20 protein-coding genes are annotated in these 23,619 nt (G+C 66.0%); 5 read left to right on the top strand and 15 right to left on the bottom strand.

Going from position 1 to position 23,619, the window contains the following annotated elements:
- Nucleotides 1–50 precede the first annotated feature (50 nt).
- Nucleotides 51–671: an NADPH-dependent FMN reductase gene (locus tag U1708_RS08670; protein WP_332744728.1), complete on the top strand. Its 621-nt coding sequence runs from the start codon at nucleotides 51–53 to the stop codon at nucleotides 669–671.
- Nucleotides 672–731: 60 nt separating this feature from the next.
- Here the strand turns inward: U1708_RS08670 and U1708_RS08665 are convergent, their stop codons facing one another.
- The 3 genes from U1708_RS08665 to U1708_RS08655 are packed head-to-tail and all read right to left on the bottom strand — an operon-like array spanning nucleotide 732 to nucleotide 6,691.
- A complete protein-coding gene (locus tag U1708_RS08665; RefSeq protein WP_332744726.1) occupies nucleotides 732–2,252 on the bottom strand; it encodes an efflux transporter outer membrane subunit in 1,521 nt (506 codons plus the stop codon).
- Nucleotides 2,253–2,257: 5 nt separating this feature from the next.
- Nucleotides 2,258–5,467, bottom strand: coding sequence for an efflux RND transporter permease subunit (locus tag U1708_RS08660; RefSeq protein WP_332744724.1), 3,210 nt, complete (start codon nucleotides 5,465–5,467; stop codon nucleotides 2,258–2,260).
- A 6-nt stretch (nucleotides 5,468–5,473) separates the two neighbouring features.
- The gene (locus U1708_RS08655; protein ID WP_307087647.1) at nucleotides 5,474–6,691 is read right to left on the bottom strand and encodes an efflux RND transporter periplasmic adaptor subunit; all 1,218 of its coding nucleotides are present in this window, start codon (nucleotides 6,689–6,691) and stop codon (nucleotides 5,474–5,476) included.
- A gap of 213 nt (nucleotides 6,692–6,904) precedes the next feature.
- On the opposite strand from U1708_RS08655, the gene U1708_RS08650 reads away from it, so the two are divergent.
- A complete protein-coding gene (locus U1708_RS08650; RefSeq protein ID WP_443030018.1) occupies nucleotides 6,905–7,396 on the top strand; it encodes a TetR/AcrR family transcriptional regulator in 492 nt (163 codons plus the stop codon).
- 30 nt (nucleotides 7,397–7,426) lie between these two features.
- Here the strand turns inward: U1708_RS08650 and U1708_RS08645 are convergent, their stop codons facing one another.
- The 8 genes from U1708_RS08645 to U1708_RS08610 form a co-directional block, all read right to left on the bottom strand.
- Nucleotides 7,427–8,458, bottom strand: a complete 1,032-nt coding sequence (locus tag U1708_RS08645; RefSeq protein WP_307087645.1) for a sensor histidine kinase — start codon at nucleotides 8,456–8,458, stop codon at nucleotides 7,427–7,429.
- A complete protein-coding gene (locus tag U1708_RS08640) occupies nucleotides 8,455–8,895 on the bottom strand; it encodes a response regulator (RefSeq protein ID WP_307087643.1) in 441 nt (146 codons plus the stop codon). Before U1708_RS08640 ends, U1708_RS08645 begins: the two co-directional genes overlap by 4 nt.
- On the bottom strand, nucleotides 8,892–10,397 hold the full coding sequence (locus U1708_RS08635; RefSeq protein ID WP_332744716.1) for a sensor histidine kinase: 1,506 nt from the start codon (nucleotides 10,395–10,397) through the stop codon (nucleotides 8,892–8,894). The genes U1708_RS08640 and U1708_RS08635 overlap by 4 nt, the downstream gene beginning before the upstream one ends.
- Before the next feature lie 75 nt (nucleotides 10,398–10,472).
- The gene (locus U1708_RS08630) at nucleotides 10,473–11,252 is read right to left on the bottom strand and encodes an exonuclease domain-containing protein (RefSeq protein WP_332744714.1); all 780 of its coding nucleotides are present in this window, start codon (nucleotides 11,250–11,252) and stop codon (nucleotides 10,473–10,475) included.
- Between the two features lie 27 nt (nucleotides 11,253–11,279).
- Entirely contained in the window at nucleotides 11,280–11,729 is a 450-nt protein-coding gene (locus U1708_RS08625; protein ID WP_332744712.1) for a PH domain-containing protein, read from the bottom strand.
- Between the two features lie 388 nt (nucleotides 11,730–12,117).
- On the bottom strand, nucleotides 12,118–13,485 hold the full coding sequence (gene pgmG, locus U1708_RS08620) for a phosphoglucomutase/phosphomannomutase PgmG (RefSeq protein WP_332744710.1): 1,368 nt from the start codon (nucleotides 13,483–13,485) through the stop codon (nucleotides 12,118–12,120).
- Between the two features lie 64 nt (nucleotides 13,486–13,549).
- Nucleotides 13,550–13,807, bottom strand: a complete 258-nt coding sequence (locus U1708_RS08615) for a DnaJ domain-containing protein (protein WP_332744708.1) — start codon at nucleotides 13,805–13,807, stop codon at nucleotides 13,550–13,552.
- Nucleotides 13,804–14,616, bottom strand: coding sequence for a division plane positioning ATPase MipZ (locus U1708_RS08610; RefSeq protein ID WP_332745148.1), 813 nt, complete (start codon nucleotides 14,614–14,616; stop codon nucleotides 13,804–13,806). The genes U1708_RS08615 and U1708_RS08610 overlap by 4 nt, the downstream gene beginning before the upstream one ends.
- An 81-nt stretch (nucleotides 14,617–14,697) precedes the next feature.
- Here U1708_RS08610 and panC point away from each other — a divergent pair, with 81 nt between their 5' ends.
- Nucleotides 14,698–15,537: a pantoate--beta-alanine ligase gene (gene panC / locus U1708_RS08605; RefSeq protein WP_332744706.1), complete on the top strand. Its 840-nt coding sequence runs from the start codon at nucleotides 14,698–14,700 to the stop codon at nucleotides 15,535–15,537.
- A gap of 316 nt (nucleotides 15,538–15,853) precedes the next feature.
- Here panC and topA read toward each other — a convergent pair whose 3' ends face one another.
- The 3 genes from topA to plsY all read right to left on the bottom strand — a co-directional run bounded on the left by topA (nucleotide 15,854) and on the right by plsY (nucleotide 20,552).
- On the bottom strand, nucleotides 15,854–18,472 hold the full coding sequence (gene topA, locus U1708_RS08600) for a type I DNA topoisomerase (RefSeq protein WP_332744704.1): 2,619 nt from the start codon (nucleotides 18,470–18,472) through the stop codon (nucleotides 15,854–15,856).
- A 378-nt stretch (nucleotides 18,473–18,850) separates the two neighbouring features.
- Complete coding sequence (gene dprA, locus U1708_RS08595) at nucleotides 18,851–19,942, bottom strand: DNA-processing protein DprA (RefSeq protein ID WP_332744702.1); 1,092 nt, start codon at nucleotides 19,940–19,942, stop codon at nucleotides 18,851–18,853.
- On the bottom strand, nucleotides 19,935–20,552 hold the full coding sequence (plsY, locus tag U1708_RS08590) for a glycerol-3-phosphate 1-O-acyltransferase PlsY (protein WP_332744700.1): 618 nt from the start codon (nucleotides 20,550–20,552) through the stop codon (nucleotides 19,935–19,937). Before plsY ends, dprA begins: the two co-directional genes overlap by 8 nt.
- Before the next feature lie 256 nt (nucleotides 20,553–20,808).
- Between plsY and murI the strand changes: the two genes are divergently transcribed.
- Nucleotides 20,809–21,597 carry a glutamate racemase gene (murI, locus tag U1708_RS08585; protein ID WP_332744698.1) on the top strand — a complete coding sequence of 263 codons (789 nt, stop codon included), beginning with the start codon at nucleotides 20,809–20,811 and terminating at the stop codon, nucleotides 21,595–21,597.
- Nucleotides 21,598–21,733: 136 nt separating this feature from the next.
- Nucleotides 21,734–22,996 carry a 5-aminolevulinate synthase gene (gene hemA / locus U1708_RS08580; protein ID WP_332745146.1) on the top strand — a complete coding sequence of 421 codons (1,263 nt, stop codon included), beginning with the start codon at nucleotides 21,734–21,736 and terminating at the stop codon, nucleotides 22,994–22,996.
- A gap of 28 nt (nucleotides 22,997–23,024) precedes the next feature.
- Here hemA and U1708_RS08575 read toward each other — a convergent pair whose 3' ends face one another.
- Nucleotides 23,025–23,582: a Uma2 family endonuclease gene (locus U1708_RS08575; protein ID WP_332744696.1), complete on the bottom strand. Its 558-nt coding sequence runs from the start codon at nucleotides 23,580–23,582 to the stop codon at nucleotides 23,025–23,027.
- Nucleotides 23,583–23,619: the final 37 nt, after the last annotated feature.

Here is a 23,619-nt window from a genome sequence, read left to right as displayed (position 1 = left end):
CGGTCGAAGCCCTGTTGTCATCGCGCGGCGAAACGGGGAAGAGCAGGGCGATGACGTTCGAACAGGGTGATATCGTGACCGCTTCCGAAACTCTTCCTGCCGTTCTGCCGCTAGTGGTTGGCATCGGCGGCACGATCGGCGGCGTTTCGTCGACCGAGCGTGCGCTGCGGATCGCGCTCGATGCGGTCGAGAAGCAGGGCTATCGCACGCAGATGTTCGGCGGGGCCGACATGGCGCGGCTGCCCCTCTACGATCCCAAGGCAACGACGCGGACCGCGGACGAACAGGCATTCGTGGAGGCCGTGCGGGGCGCATCGGCGGTGATCATCGCCAGCCCCGGCTATCATGGCAGCATCTCCGGCGTGGTGAAGAACGCGCTCGACCTGCTGGAGGAAACCGCGCGCGACGAGCGACCTTATCTGGCGGACATGCCGGTCGGGCTGATCGCAACGGCCTATGGCTGGCAGGCGACGGGGAGCACGATCGCGGCGTTGCGGTCCATCGTCCATGCGCTGCGTGGGTGGCCGACGCCGTTTGCGGCGGCGATCAATACGCAGGTGACGAAGTTCGACGATGAGGGCGGGGCGAGCGACCCCGCGGTGGTCGAGCAGTTGCGGCTGGTCGGCCGGCAGGTCGCGCGGTTTGCGCCATTGTCCGAGCCGGCGAACTAGCTTCTTTCTCGCCCCTCCCTGGAAAGGGAGGGGGGTAGGTCATGCCGTTGGAAGCGGGCCTTACTTAAGGCCACCGCCGAGCGAGCGGTAGAGTTCGACCGCGTTGCTGTCGCGCACCAGTCGCGTGGCAAGCAGGCTCTGCTGCGCGGTGTAGAGCGCGCGCTGCGAATCGAGCGTGTTCAGGAACGGGTCGATCCCGGCGCGGAAGCGGAGCTGCGACAGATTGTATGCGCCGGCCGCGTTGTCGCGGAGCGACGTCTGCGCCTCCAGCTGGCTGTTGATGGTGCCGCGACGCGCCAACGCATCGGCGACTTCGCGGAAGCCGGTCTGGATGCTCCTCTCGTACGTGGCCAGCATCGCGTCGCGCGTTGCCTTGGCGTATTGCAGGTTACCCTTGTTACGGCCGAAATCGAAGATCGGCTGGGTAATCGAAGGGGCGACCGACCATTGCTGGCTGCCGCTGCCGAAAAGGTTCGACAGGCCGAGGCTGAGTGTCCCGAACGCCGCGGTGAGCGAGATGTTCGGGAAGAACGCCGCCCGGGCCGCGCCGATGTTCGCGTTGGCGGCGATCAGGTTATGCTCGGCTGCTGCGACATCCGGGCGGCGCAACAGCACCTCCGACGACAGGTTTGCGGGCAGGTTTTCCAGCGTCGGCGTCTTGTCCGGCATCCGCGCGGGGAGCAGCTCGTGCGACACGGTCGTCCCGGCCAACAGGTTGAGCGCGTTCTGGTCCTGCGCAATCAGCGTGGTCGCATCGGCGATATCCGAGCGGGCCTGATCATAGGTGGTACGCGCCTGACGCACTTCGAGTTCGGATGCGATGCCGATCCGGAACCGATCCTGCGTGAGCTTCAGCGTCTGGCCGAACGCGCGCTCGGTATCCTGCGCGATTCTGAGCCGGTCCTGATCCGCAGCCATCGTCAGCCACGCGGTTGCGGTCTCGGAGATGAGCGACACCTGGGCGGCGTTGCGGTTTTCTTCCGCCGCGAAATACGCCTCCTGCTGCGCCTGGGTCAGGTTGCGAATGCGGCCGAAGAGATCGATCTCCCAAGCCGAGATGCCGACGTTGGCCGAATAGATGTCGATTCGGCCGCTGCCTGCTACCGCACCGGCTCCCGTGCCGCCGCCTACGCCGCCGCCCACACCGCCGCCGACGCCTCCACCGACTCCACCGCCCGTGCCGCCGCCGACTCCACCGCCGCCGACCGCGTTGAACGGCGACTTCTGGTAGGTCGCGCTGCCGGTTGCGCCCACAGTCGGGAACAGGTCTGCGCGCTGGACGCGGTACAGTGCGCGAGCCTGTGCGACGTTGGCGACCGCGATGCGGACGTCGCGATTGTTATCGAGCGCGAGGCGGATCACGCCGCGCAGACGGTCGTCCGTGAAGAACGCCTCCCACGCGGTGTCCGCCGGAACGATCGCGTTCGCCGCGTTGCCGGCGGCATAGGCTGACCCGGTCGGTCCGCTCGGTGCCACCGGAAGCTCCGGGCGGACGTATTTGGGGGCAAGGTTGCACCCGGCGAGCGTGAGCCCCGCGGCGAACGTCAGCGCGGTGCGGCTGGAGATCTTGGTCGAGAACATCTGGATCAGGCCTCCTGCGGCCGCTGGTCGTGGGACGGATGACGGTGATCGTCATGACCGCCGTCACGGTTGTCGTCATTGCGTACCTGATCGCGGTCTTGCCCCGAGCCGGCCTTGTCCTGCTTGAAGACGCGCTTCACGAGCAGGAAGAACAGCGGCACGAAGAAGATCGCGAGGACGGTCGCGGACAGCATGCCGCCGACCACCGCCCAGCCGATCGCGTTCTGGCCACCGGCGCCGGCACCGCTCGACAATGCGAGCGGCAACACGCCGAAGATGAACGCGAACGACGTCATCAGGATCGGGCGAAGGCGAAGCTTCGCCGCCTCGACCGCGGCATCGGCCGCGTTCATCCCGTCGCCCATCTTCTCCTCGGCGAATTCCACGATCAGGATCGCGTTCTTCGCCGCCACGCCGATCGTCGTGATCAGGCCGACTTGGAGGTAGATGTCGTTGTTCAGCCCGAAGATCATCGCCGCCGCTACCGCGCCGAGGACGCCGAGTGGCACCACCAGCAGGACGGCGATCGGGATCGACCAACTCTCGTACAACGCCGCGAGGCAGAGGAACACGATCAGAAGCGATAGCGCGTACACCGTGGTCGACTGGCCGCCCGACAGGTTTTCCTCGTAGCTGAGCCCGGTCCACTCGTAGCCGATGCCGGGGGGCAGCTTGGCCGCCATCTCCTCCATCGCCTTGATCGCGGTGCCGCTGCTGACGCCCGGCGCCGGCGAGCCCATGATCTCGAACGACGCCACGCCGTTGTAGCGTTCGAGGCGTGACGGGCCGTAATTCCAGCTCGTCGTCGAGAAGGACGAGAACGGTGCCATCGCGTTGCTGGTCGTGCCGCGGACGTAGAAGTTGCCGAGATCGGCGGGCGAGGTTCGGAACGGTGCGTCGGCCTGCACGAACACCTTCTTCACGCGACCGCGGTCGATGAAGTCGTTGATGTAGGCGCCACCGAACGCGGTGCTGACGGTGGTGTTGATGTCCGCCTGGCTGAGGCCGAGCGCGCCGGCTTCCGCTTGGTCGACGTTCAGTTTCAGCTGTGGCGCATCCTCCAGGCCGTTCGGACGGACCTGCATCAGGCGCTTGTCCTGGCTGGCCATGCCGAGCAGCATGTTGCGGGCCTCGAGCAGTTTCTCGTGACCGACGCCGGCATTGTCCTTCAGCATGAAGTCGAAGCCGTTGGCGTTGCCGAGTTCCTGCACGGCCGGCGGCACGAAGCCGATCACCATGCCGGCACGGACCCCGGCAAGCGCCTGGTTGGCGCGCCCGGCGACCGCGGCGACGGTGTTCTCCGCGCCCTTGCGATCTTCCCAAGGCTTGAGCTGAATGAAGGCGATGCCGACATTCTGGCCCTGGCCGACGAAGCCGAAGCCGCTGATCGTGAAGATGCCCGACGTATTGGCCTTCTCGTCGATCAGGAAGTGATCGCGGACCTTGTCCATCGTCCGTGCGGTCTCCTCCATCGGCGTACCCGACGGCATCGAAACCTGCGCGAACATCACGCCCTGATCTTCCTCGGGAAGGAAGCCCGACGGAAGGCGCAGGAAGATGAACGCCATCGCGACGACGATCACGGCATAGACCAGCATCGTGCGGACCCAGCCCTTCTCGACGCGGCGCAGTCCGTTGCCGTACTTGCCGACGCCCTTGTCGAAGGTGCGGTTGAACCAGCCGAAGAAGCCCTTCTTCTCGCCGTGACCGTCCTTCGCAGGCTTCAGGATCGTCGCGCAGAGTGCGGGCGTCAGGATCAACGCGACCAACACCGAGAGCGCCATCGACGACACGATGGTGATCGAGAACTGGCGGAAGATCACGCCGGTCGAGCCGCTGAAGAACGCCATCGGCAGGAACACCGCCGACAGTACCAGGCCGATGCCGACCAGCGCGCCGCTGATCTCGTCCATCGACTTCTTGGCGGCTTCCTTGGGGCTTAGCCCTTCCTCCTGGATGAGGCGCTCGACGTTCTCGACGACGACGATCGCGTCATCGACGAGCAGACCGATCGCCAGCACCATGCCGAACAACGTCAGCGTGTTGATCGTGAACCCCGCGACCTGGAGCACGGCGAGCGAGCCGAGCAACACGACCGGGACCGCGATCGTCGGGATCAGGGTCGCACGGAAATTCTGGAGGAACAGGAACATCACGAGGAAGACGAGGATGATCGCCTCGATCAGCGTATGGATGACCTGCTCGACCGACAGCCGCACGAACGTCGAGTTGTCGATCGGGAACGCGACCTTGACGTCGGGCGGGAACTGCTTGGCGATCCGCTCGACCTCGGCCTTGACCAGCTTCACGGTATCGAGCGCGTTGGCGCCCGGTGCCAGCTTCACGCCGAAGCCTGCCGCCTGCTTGCCGTTGTACCGTGCCTGGAAGGAGTAATTCTCCGAGCCCATCTCGACGCGCGCGACGTCCGACAGGCGCACGGTCGCGCCGCTGGTTGCCGAACGGACGATGATCGCGCGGAACTGCTCCGGCGTCTGCAAGCGCGACTGCGCGGTCACGGTGGCGTTGAGCGACTGGCCCTTCACCGCCGGCAGACTGCCGACCTGACCCGCCGAGACCTGGGCGTTCTGCGCGGTCAGGGCCGAAGTGATGTCGGTGACGGTGACGCCGAGGTTCGACATCTTGAAGGGGTCGACCCAGATGCGCATCGAGTATTGCGCGCCGAACACCTGCGTGTCGCCGACGCCCTTGATGCGGCTGAGCGGATCCTGGAGCTTCGAGGCGATCATGTCGCCGAGATCGACCTGATCGTGCGCGCCATTCTCCGAATAGGCGGCGATGACGAGCAGGAAGTTGGCGGTCGCCTTGGTCACGCGAAGACCGGCCTGCTGCACTTCCTGCGGCAGAAGCGGGGTCGCCTGCTGCAGCTTGTTCTGCACCTGGACCTGCGCGATGTCGGGGTCGGTGCCCTGCTCGAAGGTCAGCGTGATCGCGAGGTTGCCCGAGCCGTCCGACGTCGAGGCGAAGTAGCGAAGGTTGTCGATCCCCTTCATCTGCTGCTCGATGATCTGCGTCGTCGTGTTCTCGAGCGTCTGCGCGTCGGCGCCCGGGTAGGACGTCGCGACCGTCACCTTGGGGGCGGCGATCTCAGGGAACTGGGCGATCGGCAGCGACCGGATCGCGAGAATACCGGCCAGCATCAAAATGATGGCGATGACCCACGCGAAGATGGGTCGATCGATGAAATAGCGTGACATGGGCGGTTACTTCCCGGCCTGCGCGGAATTGTTGCTGGTCGCACCGGACGCGTCGCCGCCTCCGGGTGCCGCGCCGGGCGCACCGGCGGGCTTTCCGACCTGTTGCGGGGCAGCGGGCTTCACGGTCGAGCCGGGACGCAGGTTGAGCAGGCCCTCGACGATCAGCTTGTCGCCGGGCTTCAGGCCGCTGGTGACGATCCACTTGTCGCCGATCACGCGGTCGGTGGTGACGTTACGCTGCTCGACCTTGTTCTGCGCGTTTACGACAAGTGCGGTCGCACCGCCGCGCGGATCGCGCGTGATGCCCGCGGTGGGCGCCATGATCGCCTGGCGACGCGTGCCCTCGACCAGCTTGGCGCGGACATACATGCCCGGCAGCAACAGGCCGTTGGGATTCGGGAAGCTCGCGCGCAACGTTACCGCGCCGGTGGTCTGGTCGACGGTGACTTCGGCGAACTGGAGGCGACCCTCGATCGGATAGGTCTGTCCGTTCGGAAGGATCAGCTGAACGCGCGCGCTGCCGTCGCCGCGTGTCACGCCGCCGGTCGCCATCGCCTGCTTGAGATCGAGCAGCTGCGCTGCCGACTGAACGACGTCGACATAGACGGTGTTGGTACGCTGGATCGTCGCGAGGGGGTCGGTCTGGCCGGTCTGGACCAGCGCGCCGACGGTCACCAGCGAACGACCGATGCGGCCCGAGATCGGCGCCTTGATGCGCGTAAAGCCAAGGTTGACGCGCGCCGACTGGACCGCCGCCTGCTGCGCTGCAACATTGGCGCGAGCCTGCTGTGCGGAGGCAGTGGCGTTGTCAGCTTCCTGCTTGCTGACCGCGTTGAGCGCGACGAGCTGGCCGTAGCGCTGAGCCTGGAGGCGCGTCGCGTTGATCTGCGACTGCGCGGCGCCGAGCTGGCCCTGCGCGCTGGCGAGCGCGGCCCGGTAGGGCGCGTCCTCGATCGCGTAAAGAACCTGGCCCTTGCTGACCATTGCGCCCTCGGTGAACAGGCGATCGCGGACCACGCCGCTGACCTGCGGACGCACTTCCGAGGTCTCCACGGCGGCGATACGGCCGGGAAGTTCGGAGGTGAGGACGACCGATTCCTCGCCGACGGTAACGACGCCGACAGTCGGCGTGGGCGGAGGCGGCGGAGCCTGCTCCTTGCCGCAAGCCGACAGCAGGGCGAGCGCGAAGAGCGCCACCGATCCCTTGAGGTTCAATTGCTGCATGTTAAGCATCCCGACGTCCGTGCAGATTAGGTTCACCGGAATGAACGTTCATTCCGCTTGCTTGCCCGCTAGGATTGTGCGAGCGGCCGGTCAATCAAAAAACGCATCAGGAATTCTGTTTTGAGTGCAGTGCAACATGAAAAGTGCAGTCGCGAGCGTATCATCGCCACGGCTCGGCATCTGTTTGCGACTCAAGGCTTTCACCAGACGGCGATGTCCGAACTGGCGCAGGCGGCCGAGGTATCGGTCGGCCAGATCTATCGTCTGTTCACCGGCAAGAATGCGGTGATCCAGGCGATCGTCATGGAAGATGCAACCGGCAAGATGGCCGAGATGCAGACTATGAACGACTCGGTGAAGTCGTGCGGGATGTCGATCGAGGACGGCTTTATCGAATTATCGCGACGCGCCTTGTCGAAGGGCGACGAGGCGCTGTCGTTCGAGATCATGGCGGAGGCGCACCGCAACACCGACGTCGCCGACACGATCGCCGACCTGTGCAGCGGGTTCCGCAGCATGATCCGCGACCTCGCGTGCGTCGCCAATCCCGACTTGTCCGATAACGACCTCGAAGGTGCGGAGGAGCTGATCCTCGCCTTCATGTTCGGTCTTGGCCATCGCACGCTGTCACGCCCGCGCCTGTCGGAAGACGAGACTGCGCGGTTGACGGGGCGGATGATCCTCGCCGCGGTGCGCGCGCTTTAGGAAATTCCGTCATTTTGACGGACTAGGGCGCTATCGCACCGCCGCGCGCAGGGTGGCGCGAACGCCAGCGTGGGCTGGGTCGTATTCCACGATCGAGTGCAGGCTCTGCGCCATAGCGCGGATGAGCTTCGTTCCCAGGCCAGTGCCGCGCGGGACGGCGTCTTCGGGGATGCCACAGCCATCGTCCTCGACCGCGAGCAGAAAGACGTCGTCGTCGATCCGGCGTAGCACGACGCGGACTTCGCCGCCGCCGGTGGGGTAGGCGTATTTGCACGCGTTGGTGACGAGTTCGGTGACGATCACGCCGAGCGATACCGCGCGGTCGGTGGGCAGGCGTATCGGCTCGGCAGCAAGGCTGAGCGCGCGGGGCAGCGCTTCGGTCGACCAGGTCTCCGCGAGTTCGTCGACCAGCGCACCGAGATATTCCTGCATGTCGACGCTCTCGACATCGTTGCTGGTGTAGAGCCGGCGGTGGACCTGCGCGATCGCCTGGATGCGGCGCTGCGTATCTTCGAGCGCCTCGCGTGCTGACGGATCGGTCAGCGCGGTCGCCTGAAGGCGGACCATCGCCGAGACGAGTTGCAGCGAATTGGCGACGCGGTGGTTCACTTCGCCGAGCAACGCCTCCAGCCGCGCATTGCTGGCGCGGAGATCGGCTTCGGCGGACGCCTTCTCCTGTTCGAGCAGGGCACGCGCGCGCACCTGTTCGAACGAGGCGGCGAGCAGGTCGAAGAAATCCTCGCCGATGGTCTTCACCACGTAATCGGCGGCGCCGGCCTTCAGTGCTGCCACGGCAATGCGGCCTTCTTCCGAGCCCGTGACGTACACCACGGGGGGCGGATCGGGCAGGCGACGGAGCGCTTCCAAGGTTTCGAGGCCGTCCATGCCGGGCATGTAGTGATCGACCGCGATCAGGTCGAAACGTTCGGCGGCGGCCTTCACGACGCCTTCGGACCCGGTTTCGGCGACGGTCATCCGGTAGCCACGACGTTCCAGGGCACGCGCCGCCAGCCGCCGGATCCCGGCGTCATCGTCGATGTAGAGGACGCGTGTTTCGCTCACTCGGCTTCGGGCACCTGGATCACCGACAGGAACAGCCCGAGCTGGCGGATCGCCTGTGCGAAACTCTCATAGTTCACCGGCTTGGTGATGTAGACGTTGCAGCCGAGATCGTAGCAGCGCTCGATCTCGACCTTGTCGTCGGTCGTGGTGAGCACGACGACCGGCGTGCGGCGCAACGGGCTGCCCTCCGCCTTGATCCGCGCCAGAATGTCGGTCCCACTCATGTCGGGCAGGTTGAGATCGAGCAGGATCATCGCCGGACCGCTTTTCGCGGGGCCATCGGCGGCGTTGAACAGAAAATCGAGCGCCGTGGTGCCGTCGGTGAAGTGACGGATATCGTTGAGGATGCCGGCGCGGCGGATGTTCTTTTCGATCAGGCGGGCGTGACCCTCGTCATCCTCGATCATCACGATACCGACGGTCTTGTGATCGTTCATGCTGCGTCCTGAATGGTCATGTGGGTCGGCAGGTTGAGTCGGAAGGTCGCGCCGTCGCCGAGCGTCGACTGCACGTCGATCGTACCGCCCAGACGATAGGCAAGTGCGCGGACATGCGCGAGTCCGATACCTTCGCCCGGCTGATCCTGCGCGCCCGACCGACGGAACAGGTCGAACACACGCTGGTGATCGCGCGGATCGATGCCGCGGCCGTTGTCGACGACCGACAGGATAACGCGGCCGCGTTCGGTATGGCCCTTGACCGTGATCTCGCCGGGGCGACCGGGTTGCAGGTATTTGGTCGCGTTTTCGATCAGGTTCGACAGGATCTGTTCGAGCGCGAGGCGATCAGTGACGATTCCCGGCATCGGTCGCTCGACCCGCACCACGGCACCGCGATCGTCGACGATGTGCTGCATCGCGCCGACGATCGTGTCGACCAGTTGTGCCGGGTCGATATGCTCGGGCGCGATCGTCCGGCGGCCTTCGCGCGCTAGCTTCAGGATGGCGTTGATCAGCCGATCCATTTTCTGCGTCGACGTCCGGATGAAACCGATCGCCTCGGGAAGGTCCTCGCGCGCCGCCAGCCGTGCGTCCTCGGCGAGGATGTGTGGCGCCTCGGCCTCGACACGGTCGACCAACTGACCGAGCGGTACGGCGGCGGCGGCGAGTTCGGCGGTGAAGCCCATCACGTTGACCAGTGGCGAGCGCAGATCGTGGCTGACGATATAGGCGAAGCGCTGGATTTCCTCGTTCGCGCGACTGAGGTCGGCGGTGCGTTCGGCGACCTGTTCCTCCAGTGTCTCGTTGAGGTCGCGCAAGCTGTTGCGCGAGCGGGCGAGGTCGGCGGTGTAGCGGCGGATCAATAGGACCGCGAGGATCGCGACGATCAGGAGCAGTGCCGCGGCCAGTCCGGCGACCGATAGGAACAGCGCGCTGGTGCGTTCCTGCCGCTCGGTCCGGATCGCGAGCAGGCGGACCTCGTCGGCGGCCATTGCCTCGAGCCGATAGCGGATGCCGCGCATCAACGGCACGCTGGCATCGACCGCGAACCGGCGCTGTGCTTCGGCGATCCGGCCCGCGGCAACCAATGTCGTCGACTGCGTCCGGAGCGCGCGCAACTGGACGAAACGCGGCTCGATCAGATCGAGGCGGGCGCCCTGCTGCGGGTTGTCGCGCGTCAGATGGCGCAGCTTGCGGATCGACGGCACGAGGTTGCCCGCGGTCCGCGCATAGGCGGTGGCGAACAGCGGTTTGCCGGCCAGGATATAGCCGCGCCGTGCCGTTTCCGATTGCTCCATCTGGATCTGGAGCGTGGCGATCGCCTGGCGGACGTCCTGCGTGTGCAAGATTTCGGCGGTGTAGGTGCGGTTGCGGACCGTGATCCAGCCGATCGCGATCGCCGCGGCGGCCAGCGCGATGAAGCCGAGCGTCATGAACGCGACCAGCCAACGTGCGACTCGCCCTTCCGACGAGGGCAGTTTCAAGCGTACGCGGACCATAGGGGCTGCAGTGTAGGCGGGCAGAAGTCGTTACGCCAGCGATACTGCCGCGCACGCAGACGGAACCTCATTAATTTAAAGCAGCAGATCCTGCGCGCTCGCCTTGCCGACGCGGCCGCCACCGCTGCGCCGGTCCATCTCGTGGTTGGCAGTGAAGCGGATGTCGGGGTCACGATCGGTCATGAACGCCATCAGTGTCTCGTGATCGAGTTCAGACCATTCCTTGCCGCGGTCAGGGCCATAGCGGACGCGCGGGATGAGCCCCGGATCGCGCGACCATTCGAGCAGTTGCGCCAGGCTCGCCTCGTTGAGCATGTCGCGCAGGTGGAACGCAGTGACGTACGCGTCCGGGAACGCGCGGTGTGCGGGGAGTCCGCGGCCGTGCTCCATGCCATGGGGTTTACGCCAGTAGCGCAGCACCTGGTTCGAGAAGCTCGGCGAGTCGGGCCAAAGCCGCAGCGCGCATTTCCACGTGCAGATCCACTCGGCATCACGGGTCAGCGCAGGGGTGCAGAATTTCTGCTCGAAGTCCGCGCGGTGCGCGGCGAGCGCGAGCCGACGCGGCCACGGGTCGAGCACCTGGCGCGCGCAATCGTGCCAATACGGCGCGTCGGCGACATGTTCGTCGAGGATGTGGTGGATCGCCTGCGTGATCGGCGGGATCAGCCGGCCGGGATTGACGAGCAGGCTGCCGCCCTCGCCATAGATCTCCCAGCGGCCGTCCTCGCCAAGCGCGACGTCCTGCCAGCCGATTTCGCACACGCCGTGCGCGGGCGGGGCCGAACCGGTCGTTTCCAGGTCGACGACCCGGATCATCTGCGGTTGTTGCTTGGGCTTGGGATAGGGGGGCGCCATGCCCGCCATGTGGGGACAAAAGCGCGCTTAATCCAGCGCGTATGCGTCCTCCACGTCGAGTTCGCGGACGCCGCGGCGCTGGCGGGCGCGGTCGACGAGCTTGCGCAGGCCTTCGCGACGGTCGCGTGCCATCGGGATGTCGCGGAGCGTGAACTCGCCGCCGCTGGTCGTGCGGTCGCTGGAGGTGAGGATGATCGTGCCGATGTCGGTCATCTGATTGAGCAGCGAATAGCCGAGCCGGACGTCCTTGATCCGGTAGAGCTCGATCTCGTCGATCGTCTTGAACAGGATGCCGCGCTTGATGATGAGACGCTGGTCGGTGATCTCGTAGGAGGTGCTGCGGTTCTTGAGCCAGCGGACGCCGATGATGACGAAGCCGACGCCGGCGAGGCAGGCGAGCAGAGTGCCCCAGCCGGCAAAGCTGCCGAGCAACCAGCGGCGCGTGCTGGAGCGGAATTCGTCGATCGGGCGCTCCACTGGGGACTCCTTGGGGTGGTGACGGGACGGTAGGCGAGGGCGGTTGCGTGTCAATCATGTGTGGCTGTCGCCCTGATACTGCCGCCACTTACCACGTCGTCGTCATCCCCGCGAAGGCGGGGATCCATAGTCTCCGAACGGTTGCGATCCCTTGGGAGGCCAGCCAGTCTGGGTTCCCGCCTCCGCGGGAATGACGGGGGAGGGGGCGGGACCTCACTGCTCGTCGCAGGGGTGCTCGTCTAATTCTGGGGGCGCCCTCTCCACCAGCCCCCACCCCGGCGGAGGCCGGGGCCCAGTTGGGGGACGTTGCTAACGGAGCGCGGCACTTCGTTATATCCACCTTTCCAACTGGGCCCCGGCCTCCGCCGGGGTGGCGCAGTTCTCACGGTTAGCGTCGCGCCACACCGCTTGCCGACAGTTGCGTGTCTACCTCCGCGAGCAACGCGTCGAGCGCCGCCTGATCCTTCGCTTCCGCGCGAACCGTCAGCATCGCCTGTGTGTTCGACGCGCGGAGGAGCCACCAGCCTTCGGGTGTCGTCACACGCGCACCATCGGTGAGATCCATCTCCGCACCGTCCGCCCTCAACCGCGCGATCACCTCGTCGACTACCGCGAACTTCCGCGCGTCCTCTACCGGAAACCGCAGATCGGGCGTCGCGACCAGCGCCGGCATCGCGTCGCGCAGCTCGGTCAGCGAGCGACCCGACAGATGCACCGCGCGGATCAGTCGCACCGCCGCGTATTGCGCGTCGTCGAACCCGTAATATTCGCCCGCGAAGAACAGATGCCCGCTCAACTCCCCCCCAAGCGGCGCACCGGTGCGGGTCATTGCCTGCTTCATCAGGCTGTGACCGGTCGGGGCCATCACCGGCTCGCCGCCCAACGTTGCGATGCGGTCGAACAGCGCTTGCGACGACTTCACATCGGCGACGATTGGCGCACCCGGATGCTCGCGCAGCGCAGGTTCGACCAGAATGGAGAGAATCTGGTCGCCCCAGATTACTCTTCCCAACCCGTCGATCGCCCCGATCCGGTCGCCATCGCCATCGAAGGCCAGTCCGAAATCGAGGTTCTTCTCCGCGACCAGGCTCTTCAGATCGGCGAGGTTCGCCTCTTCGGTAGGATCGGGATGATGGTTGGGAAAATTGCCGTCGACTTCGGCGAAGATCACATGATGCTCACCCGGCAGCAGTTGGACAAGCTTCTCGATCACCGGGCCGGCGGCGCCGTTCCCCGTGTCCCAGCCGATCCGGTACGCGCCACCCGCATAGCCCGCCATCAGCCGGCCGACATAGGCGTCGAGCACGTCCGCGGTGGTGACTTCGCCCGCGCCTTCGCTCCAGGCGCCCGACGCGGCGAGCGAGGCCAGGTCCTGGATGTCGTCGCCGAAAAATGGCGCGTGGGCGTGCACCATCTTGAAGCCGTTATATTCGGGGGGATTGTGGCTGCCGGTTACCTGGATGCCGCCATCCACTTCTAGCGTCGCCTCGGCGTAATAGAGCATCGGCGAGGTACTGAGGCCGATCCGGACGACGTCGACGCCGCTTGCGGTGAGGCCGGACACGAGCGCGGCTTCGAGCTCGGGGGAGGAGTTGCGGCCGTCATAGCCGACGACCACGCGGTGGCCACCCGCAGCGCGGATGCGGGTGGCGAAGCCTCGGCCGATCGCGACGGCGTCGGCGGGGCCGAGCGCTTTGCCGACGATCCCGCGGATGTCGTATTCGCGAAGCGAGGTCGGGTCGAACTGGTGGGTCATTTTTAGATTTCCGTTCGTCCTGAGCTTGCCCTTCGACTTCGCTCAGGACGGTCGGCGGTAAGGGTTATCGCGAAGAGCGCTTCAGCAACAGGTCGCGCGCGGCGTTTACCCGGCGGGTCAGGTCGGTCGAGCCGCCACGATCGGGGTGGACCGAGGCGATCAGGCGGCGATGCGCGTTGCGGATCGCGTCGGCGTCTGCGCTGCGGTCGATACCCAAAATCGAGAGGGCCTCGGCTTCATCGGTTACGACACGCTGTTTCGGCTTCGGGCGGAGATAGTGCCACGCCAGCCAAATGAAGACGGCGGCGACGATCCACTTCACGCAGCTACGTCCGGGGCACGCTCGGCGACCACCTCGGGCAGCTGCAACGCCGCCATCATCTCGCGCAGTTCCTGGCGCGCGGCGACATGCGCGAGGCCCATGCTGCCGAACGCCTTCGAATCGATCATCGTCAGGCCGGCGGGGAACATCTCGCGGTAGATCACGCGCTCGCCGAGGCCGGGGATGATCCGGAAGCCGACGCGCTTCGCCAGTTGGGCCAGCGCATCCGACACGCGGCGCATGTTGCGCGCCTCGATATGCTGGAGGCGGTTGCGCAGCACGACCCAGTCGATCGTGGTGCCGTCGGCGCGCGCGCGCTGTTTCCGGGCATCCCAGATCAGTTCGGAATAAAAGCTTGGGCGAGTCACCTGGTAGGTTTCGGGATCGACCTGGCCGATCAGGTCGAAGTCGACGAAGCTGTCGTTCATCGGCGTGACCAGCGTGTTCGCCAGCGCCGCCGCGGTGCGTGCGAACGGATCGTCGCGGCCCGGCGTGTCGACGACCAGGAAGTCCGACCCCGCGCTCAGCGAATGCCACAGGTCCTCGAACTGATCTTCGCTCTGGTCGGACAGCGTCGCGTGGCGCGGCATCGGCAGCACCGAGCCGTTGCGCTTCATCGTCTCGGCGCGGTTGTCGAGATAGCGGCCGACGGTGCGCTGGCGGTGATCCAGATCGAGACACGCGACACGCGCACCCTTCGCGGCGAGCGCGATCGCGACGTGCACCGCGGTCGTCGACTTGCCCGTACCGCCCTTCTCGTTGGCGAACACGATCACATGCGGCGAAGCTTGGGGAGAATCCGGGCCCATGGCCAACGCGCGTTTCCTTATTGATCGAGACTGTCACCCTTCATAGAAGCCGCGACCGCACTTATCGAGTAGGAGTTTCACGTGGACACCGTCCGGGACCTTAATGCGTTGCGCGAAAGCGTCGCCGCCTTTCGTGCGGCGGGGCAGCGCGTCGCGCTCGTCCCGACGATGGGCGCGCTCCACGCCGGCCATGTCGCGCTGATCGAGGCGGCGAAGCGGCCGGGCACCAAGGTGGTCGCGTCGATCTTCGTCAATCCGACGCAGTTCGGCCCGAACGAGGACCTCTCGCGCTATCCGCGGCGCGAGATGGCCGATATCCGGATGCTTAACGAGGCCGGGTGCGACCTGCTCTGGCTGCCGTCGGTCGAGACGATGTATCCCGGTGGCTTCGCGACCATGGTGCGCGTGTCGGGAGTCAGCGACGGGTTCGACGGCGCCTCGCGACCCGGCCATTTCGATGGCGTCGCGACGGTCGTGTCGAAGCTGTTCAACCAGGTCGAGCCCGATGCGGCGTATTTCGGCGAGAAGGATTATCAGCAGTTGGCGGTGATCCGGCGGTTCGTCGCCGATCTCGATTTCGCGATCGACATCGTCGGGGTGCCGACGCAGCGCGACGACGACGGCTTGGCGATGTCGTCGCGCAACATTTATCTCGACGACGAGCAGCGCAGGCAGGCGGTAGCCTTGCCGCGCGCACTGGGTGTGGCGGCGCGGGCGATCGCAAAGGGCGAGGACGTCGAGTCGGTGTTGGACGATGCGCGGACGACCTTGGTCGGGGCGGGGTTCACGATCGATTACGTTGCGCTGGCGGATGCCGAGACGCTGGCGGAGAACCCGGCGGCGGATCGCCCGCGGCGGTTGCTAGCAGCAGCGCGCATGGGCGCGACGCGGTTGATCGATAATATCGCGATCGACGCGTAAAAAACGGACTTTAACCCAAAACCATTTCGTAGCTGAATCACCGCAGTCTGCCCCAAGCACATTGGGTAAGACCATGGGTAGCAGTATCTTGAACGTGAATATCGGAATTGAACGCCGTCTGGGGATGCCGCGCGGGAAATCTCGGTTGCACAGCACGCTGCCCGGGATTGGATGCAGCTCACGCAGCGGCGGGCTGCTTAAGCTTAAAGCTCCCCTCCCGCTTGCGGGAGGGGTTGGGGGAGGGGGCCACCGCGAACGTCGCGTTCGTGGGGTATCTCAGTCCCTCCCCTAGCCCCTCCCGTGAGCGGGAGGGGGATTAGTCTTCCGCTTTCTTCTTCGGAGCGGCTTTCTTGGCGGGAGCCTTTTTAGCCGGAGCCTTCTTTGCTGGAGCCTTCGCCTCAGCTTCGTCCTTCGCCACTGCGGCCTTCGCAGGCGCCTTCTTCGCCGCCGGCTTCTTGGCGGGTGCTTTCTTCTTCTTCGTGGCCGGAGCCGCCGCAGCACGCGCGTCGATCAGCGACGCCGCTTCCTCCAGCGTCAGTTGGTCCTTCTCGATCGACTTAGGCAGCGTCGCATTGGTCGTGCCGTCGGTGACGTAAGGGCCATAGCGCCCCTCCATCAGCTTGATCTCGGCCTCGGTGCGCGGATGATTGCCCAGCACCTTGAGCGGCGCCTGAGCGCCACGCGCGGTACGTCCGCCGCCGGCTGCGGCTTCGGCGAGCTTCACGACTGCGGCGTTCATGCCCGTCTCGAACACGTCCGCCGTCGTCTGCAGTCGCGCATATTTGCCTGCGTGCTTCAGATATGGACCGAACTTGCCGATCGTCGAAATGATCGGTTCGCCGGTCTCGGGGTGGTTGCCGACCGTTCGCGGGAGCGACAGCAGCTTGACTGCCCACTCCAGATTGAGCTCGCCGATGTCCTTCGGGATCGACGCCATCTTGCGATCTTCGCCTTCGCCGATCTGCAGATACGGGCCGAAGCGCCCCGACTTGCGCTCAATCGGCTGGCCGGTGTCGGGATGCGTGCCGAGCGTCGACGGGCCGGCATCCGCCTCGGCGTCGCCGCCGGGCTGCGCGAAGCGGCGCGTGTATTTGCACTCGGGGTAGTTGGAGCAGGCGATGAACGCGCCGAACTTGCCGCCGCGCAGCGCGAGCTGGCCCTCGCCGCAGTTCGGGCACAGACGCGGATCGCCGCCGTCAGCCTTGGCGGGGAACAGGTAGGGCGCGAGGAAGGTGTCGAGTTCTGCGGTGATCGCCGAGGGCTGCTGCTCCATCACCTCGTTGGTGCGCGGCTTGAAATCGCGCCAGAACGCGTCGAGCACCGACTGCCACTGCGCGCGGCCGCCCGAGACGTCGTCGAGTTCCTCCTCCAGCTCGGCGGTATAGTCGTAGCCGACATATTTCTCGAAGAAACGTTCGAGGAAGGCCGTCACCAGCCGCCCACTCTCCTCGGCGAAGAAGCGGTTCTTCTCGATCCGGACGTAGGCGCGGTCCTTCAGCGTCTTGATGATCGACGCGTAGGTGGACGGGCGGCCGATGCCGAGTTCCTCCATGCGCTTGACCAGCGAGGCTTCGGAGAAGCGCGGCGGCGGCTGGGTGAAGTGCTGCTCGGCGTCGACCTTCTTCTTGGCGGGCGCATCGCCCTCGCGCATCCGCGGCAGGCGGCGTGCGTCCTCGTCGGCGGAATCATCCGATCCCTCCTCGTACAGCGCGAGATAGCCGGGGAAGAGGACGACCTGCCCGGTGGCGCGCAGGATGTTGCGGCCGGTGCCGTCGGCCATCTCGACGGTCGTGCGCTCCATGCGGGCGGAGGCCATCTGGCTGGCGAGCGCGCGCTTGAAGATCAGGTCGTAGAGGCGCGCGTGATCGCCGCCGCCGGCCTTGTCTTTGCCGAAATCGGTCGGACGGATCGCCTCGTGCGCTTCCTGTGCGTTCTTCGCCTTCGACTGATATTGGCGGGGTTTGTCGGGGACATAACTCGCGTCGAAGCGGTTCGCGACGGCCAGACGTGCGGCTGAAATCGCGCTCGAATCCATCTGCACGCCGTCGGTACGCATGTAGGTGATCGCGCCGTCCTCGTAGAGCCCCTGCGCGATCCGCATCGTGTGATCGGCCGAGAAGCCGAGCTTGCGCGAGGCTTCCTGCTGCAAGGTCGAGGTCGTGAACGGCGGCGGCGGGTTGCGACCGGCGGGCTTGGTCTCGACCGACTGGACCGAGAAATTGCCGTCGAGAACCGCCTGCTTGGCGCGCAGGGCATCGCCTTCGTTGCCTATCGAGAGGCGGTCGAGCTTGTTGCCCTCGAACTGCGTCAGCCGCGAGGTGAACGCGGTGCCGTCATGCTCCATGTCGGCCGTCACCGACCAGTATTCTTGTGGCTTGAAGACGTCGATCTCGCGCTCGCGCTGGACGATTAGGCGCAACGACACCGACTGGACGCGGCCAGCGGACTTGGCGCCGGGCAGCTTGCGCCACAGCACCGGCGACAGCGTGAAGCCGACCAGATAATCGAGCGCGCGACGGGCGCGATAGGCGTCGATCAGGTCGTCGTCCAGCTCGCGTGGATTCTTCATCGCCTCGGTGACGGTGGCCTTGGTGATCGCGTTGAAGGTGACGCGCTCGACCTCCTTGGGCAGCGCTTTCCGCGCCCGCAGCACTTCGCGGACGTGCCACGAGATCGCCTCGCCCTCGCGATCCGGATCGGTCGCGAGGATCAGGCGGTCGGCGAGCTTGGCGAGATCGGTGATCGCCTTCAGCTGCTTCGACTTGTCCGCGTAATTCTCCCACGTCATTGCGAACGCATCGTCGGGATCGACCGAGCCGTCCTTGGGCGGCAGGTCGCGGACATGGCCGTAGCTGGCCAGGACGCGGTAATCGCTGCCCAGATACTTCTCGATGGTTTTGGCCTTGGCAGGCGATTCGACGATGACAAGCTGCATGGGGAAACCGGGGTCCTTACGTGTACGCGTACGAGGGTGACGGCGTCGGGGTGCTCGCGTCAACCCGGGTTGGGTATCAGCGACCTCCGCAAATTAGGGTACAGGTGCCGCTTTTCGAGAGGGGGTCTCAGGGCCGGGGTATTTCCCGGACTCTGACGGCGCTGCTGGCACGGTATCCGCGTCGGTATGATGACAGTAGACCATTCCCTCTCGTTGCCTCCGATCAGATCAGGCGTGGAGATCGTTACGATTGACGGTCCTCGGTCATCCAGTTCAGCGACCGCCGCGCCGGATCGTCCATACATTGGCTGCGGCCGGGGTTGTGAAATTGCGGGCAGAGGGTCGCGGAGCCTTGTCGGCTTCCTGAAACCCGGACGATCAGCGAAGGCTGACCCGGCCGCCGGCATGACGTTCCAGATGGCCACCGAGTTCGAGTTCGAGCAGCACCGTTTGGATGACGGCCGGTCCCAGATGCGACTGGCGAATGAGCTCGTCGATCGCCACGGGGACGGGGCCGAGCAGATCCGCGATCCTGCGGCGGTCGGTGTCGCTCGCGTCTTCCGGCGGCGCGGCGGCGTAGGCTCCGACTGGGGAGCGAACCGCGCGCGGGTCGAACGGGCGGATCTGTTCGAGGATGTCGGCTGCGGATTGCACCAGCGTGGCGCCTTCGCGGATCAGCAGGTTACACCCTTGCGCTCGGGGATCGAGCGGGCTGCCGGGGACGGCCATGACTTCGCGGCCGGATTCGTTGGCGAGGCGCGCGGTGATCAGCGAGCCGGATTTGGGGACGGCTTCGACCACCACCGTGCCGATCGCGAGACCGGCGATGATCCGGTTGCGCGAGGGGAAGTTGCGCGCTTTCGGCTCGGTGCCGGGGGGCTGTTCGGCGAGCAGCAGGCCTTCGGTGGCGACGCGCTCCTGTAACGCGGTGTTGTCGGGCGGGTAGGCGATGTCGATGCCACTGGCGATCACGCCGATCGTGCCGCCGCTGGAACCGCCGCCCAACGCGCCGATATGTGCGGCGGTGTCGATTCCGCGGGCAAGGCCGGAGACGATCGTCGTGCCTTCCTCGGCGAGTTGCAGTGCCAATTGGCGGGCAAATCGGCAGGCGGCGGCTGAGGCGTTGCGTGCGCCGACCATCGCGATGCAGGGGCGGCTGGCGTGCGCGATGTCGCCGCGGAAGATCAACGCCGGGGGTGCGGTCTCGATCTCGGCGAGCAGGCGGGGGTACTCGGCGTCGTCGACGAAGAGATAGCGCGCGCCGAGTTTCGTGGTGGCGGCGATCTCGCGTTCGGCCATCGCGGCGTCGGCGATCCGGGGGCTGCGTCCGCCGCCCCGTTGGGCGAGCATGGGGAGCGCCTCGATCGCGGCGTCCGCGCTGCCGAAGCGGGCGATGAGCTGGCGATAGGTGACCGGTCCGATCCCGGTCGTGCGGATGAGCCGAAGACGTGAGACCGTCGGGTCAGTCACCCGGTGGTCGTTTTGAGCGGCCGATGCGCGGTTCGGTGCCGGAGAACAGGCGATCGACGTTCTCGCGGTGCTTCCAGAAGACGATCAGTGCGAGCGCGAGCAGCAGCAGGACGAGGTCGAACCGGCCGAACAAGGCGGCTGCGAACGGCGCACTGAGCGCGGCGGCCATGCCCGCGACCGAAGAGATGCGCAGGCCTGCGAGGAGTCCGAGCCAGACGACTGCGTAGACCAGCCCGAGCGGCCAGTAGAGTGCGACGACGATACCCATGAGCGTGGCGACGCCCTTGCCGCCCTTGAACTTCAGCCAGACGGGATAGCAATGGCCGATGAACGCGCCGGCTGCGGCAAGCAAGGCGTTGCCGGGAAACAGGTGCGCGACCAGCAGGACGGCGACCGCGCCCTTGGCCATGTCGAGCAGCAGCGTGGCGGCGGCGAGACCCTTCCGTCCGGTGCGCAGGACGTTGGTGGCGCCGATGTTGCCCGAGCCGATCGTCCGCAGATCGCCGGCGCCGCCGAGCCGCGTGAGGATGACGCCGAACGGGATCGAGCCGAGCAGATAGCTGAGCACGAGCGATAGCGTGGGCGCGACCCAGAGAATTTCCGTCTGCAAGTATGTCCCCCGTTCTAGGGGTGCTTATAAACGACGCGGGGCGGACGGCAAATGGGGTGAGTTTGAGAGGACGCGCGCGTGGACCCAAGGTCGACGCGCTCCCCTCCCTGGAAGGGAGGGGCTGGGGGTGGGTAGGCCGGCTCGTGCCGCGACCGTCTGAACATGCGGAAACCGACCCACCCCCAACCCCTCCCTTCCAGGGAGGGGGGATATGTCGCTCTGGTTTACGCACGCCGATCCGTCCTAAGAGCGCTGCATGGACACGCGCCCCATCCTGTTCTTCGATTCCGGTGTCGGTGGCCTGTCGATCGTCGGTCCGGCGCGCGCGGCGCTGCCCGATGCGCCGTTCGTCTACGCCGCCGACTCGGCCGGCTTCCCCTACGGCACCAAGAACGAGGCGGAGATCGCCGCCCGCGTACCGGTGTTGCTGGGGCGGTTGGCGGAGCGGTATCGGCCGCGGCTGATCGTGATTGCGTGCAACACCGCCTCGACGATCGCTCTACCGGTGGTGCGCGCCGCGCTCGACCTGCCGGTGGTCGGGACGGTGCCGGCGATCAAGCCTGCCGCGCTACTGTCGAAGACGCGGACGATCGGCGTGCTGGGGACCGAGGCGACCGTGCGGCAGGCATATGTCGATGATCTGGCGGCGCGGTTCGCGGGCGATTGCATGGTGCTGCGCCATGGATCGGCGGCATTGGTCGAGATGGCGGAGGCCAAGCTTCACGGGCGACCGGTCGCGCCGGAGCGCTATGCCGCGGTGCTCGACGGGCTGTTCTCGCAACCCGGCGGCGATGCGATCGACGTGATCGTCAACGCCTGCACGCACTTCCCCCTGGTCGAGGCAGAGTTGGCCGCGGCGGCGCCCGGAGTGCGGTTCGTCGACGGTGGTCCTGGGATCGCGCGACGGATCGTTCACCTGATGCAGGGCGAATCGTGGTCGGGAGCTGGGGAGGGCATCGCCGTCTTTACTCGGTTGGGCGACGACGAATGCGCGCTCGGCCCCGCCTTGGCGGCGCGAGGGTTTGCGCGGATCGAGCAGCTTTAAGCGTTAACCTGGGACAATGTGGCACCTTGCTTCGCGGGCGCATCGTGGCAATGTGCTGCCAGGACGAGGAAAGCGATCACCGTAAGAGCGGTATTACGCTGGAACTGAGTGAAAGTGAGGCGTAGTGCCCAAGGCCATGATTATCGACGGCAAAACGGCAACGGACGGCATTAGTGGTCCGCGAGTCGATTATTCGCGTGTGTTCACGCAGGCGATCGACCGGTTGCATGCCGAAGGGCGCTACCGCGTGTTCATCGACATCCTCCGCAACAAGGGCGCGTTTCCGAATGCGCGCTGTTTCGCCGGGCATAACGGGCCGAAGCCGATCACGGTGTGGTGCTCGAACGATTATCTCGCGATGGGCCAGCACCCCAAGGTGATCGCGGCGATGGAAGAGGCGCTGCACGACGTAGGCGCAGGCTCCGGCGGCACGCGCAACATTGGTGGCAACACGCATTACCATGTCGATCTGGAGGGCGAGCTCGCCGACCTGCACGGCAAGGAAGCGGCGTTGCTGTTTACCAGCGGGTACGTCTCGAACGAGGCGACTCTGGCGACGCTCGCGAAGGTACTGCCGGGCTGCGTCATCTTTTCGGACGAGTTGAACCACGCGTCGATGATCGCGGGGATCCGCAATTCGGGCTGCGAGAAGCGCGTGTTCCGCCACAACGACCTTGCGCATCTCGAAGAGTTGCTGGCCGCGGAAGATCCGGCCGTTCCGAAGCTGATCGCGTTCGAGAGCGTGTATTCGATGGAGGGCGACATCGCGCCGATTTCCGCGGTGTGTGATCTCGCCGACCGGTACAACGCGCTGACCTATTGCGACGAAGTCCACGCGGTCGGGATGTACGGCGCGCGCGGCGGCGGCATCTCGGAGCGGGACGAGGTCGCGCACCGGATCACGATCCTCGAGGGGACGCTCGGCAAGGCGTTCGGGGTGATGGGGGGCTATATCGCTGCCGATCGGACGATCGTCGATGTGATCCGGTCGTACGCGCCGGGGTTCATCTTCACGACCTCGCTGTCGCCGGTGCTGGTCGCGGGCGTTCTCGCGAGCGTGCGGCATCTGAAAAGCTCGAGCGTCGAGCGTGAGGGGCAGCAGGCCTCGGCAGCGATGCTCAAGGCGATGCTGAAGGACGCCGGTCTGCCGGTGATGATCGGCGATACGCATATCGTGCCGCTGATGGTCGGCGATCCGGTCAAGGCGAAGAAGATCAGCGACGTGCTGCTGGCGGAATACGGCGTGTACGTGCAGCCGATCAACTACCCGACCGTGCCGCGCGGTACCGAGCGGCTGCGGTTCACGCCGGGCCCTGCGCATACCGAGGCGATGATGCGCGAGCTGACCGATGCGCTGGTGGAGATTTGGAGCCGGTTGGACCTTCGCAAGGCTGCCTGAGGCCGAACTTGCCTGCGCTGGCGGGCTTTTAGTCGATGGTGATGGTGCCGTCTGTATCAGGAACGGCGACAGGTTCGCCGAACCCTACCGAGTGGAACCGTGTGTAATCGCCCTCGACGGGGCTGGCGTAGATGTGGACGACAGACCGGGCGCCGTCGACGACCCAGTAATGTGGGATCCCGCCGCGCCCATAGGCGAAGCGCTTCATCGTGGTATCGCGTGCGACCGAGGTTTCCGCGACTTCGATGACGAGCAGGAAGTCGGCGGCGACCGGTAGGCGGTTACCTTCGACCGGTTCACGCAACACGGCCACGTCGCAGCCGAGTACGGTATCGTTGCCGAGATCGACGGCGACCCCACCCATGATCCGCGCTTCCGGAAGCAGACCCGAAAGGCGGATGCCGATCTTAGCTTGGCGCGCGGCATGGCTTGCCAAAGGTAGGTCCATCCGTTCGAGTTCCCCATCGACCAACTCGATCCTCATGTCGTCGAACGCGCCGGACTCACCCATGCGGACAAACTTGGCGATCGTGAAACGCGCCTTCGCCTGCCGGTCGGTGCGGAGATTCACGGCAGATGTCATCATGCCGGATTCGTACCACGAACCAGATGTTCTTACGACT

It is taken from the genome of Sphingomonas arabinosi, from assembly GCF_036663715.1.
GTDB lineage: Bacteria > Pseudomonadota > Alphaproteobacteria > Sphingomonadales > Sphingomonadaceae > Sphingomonas.
This window is presented reverse-complemented; position numbering and strand designations above follow the sequence as displayed.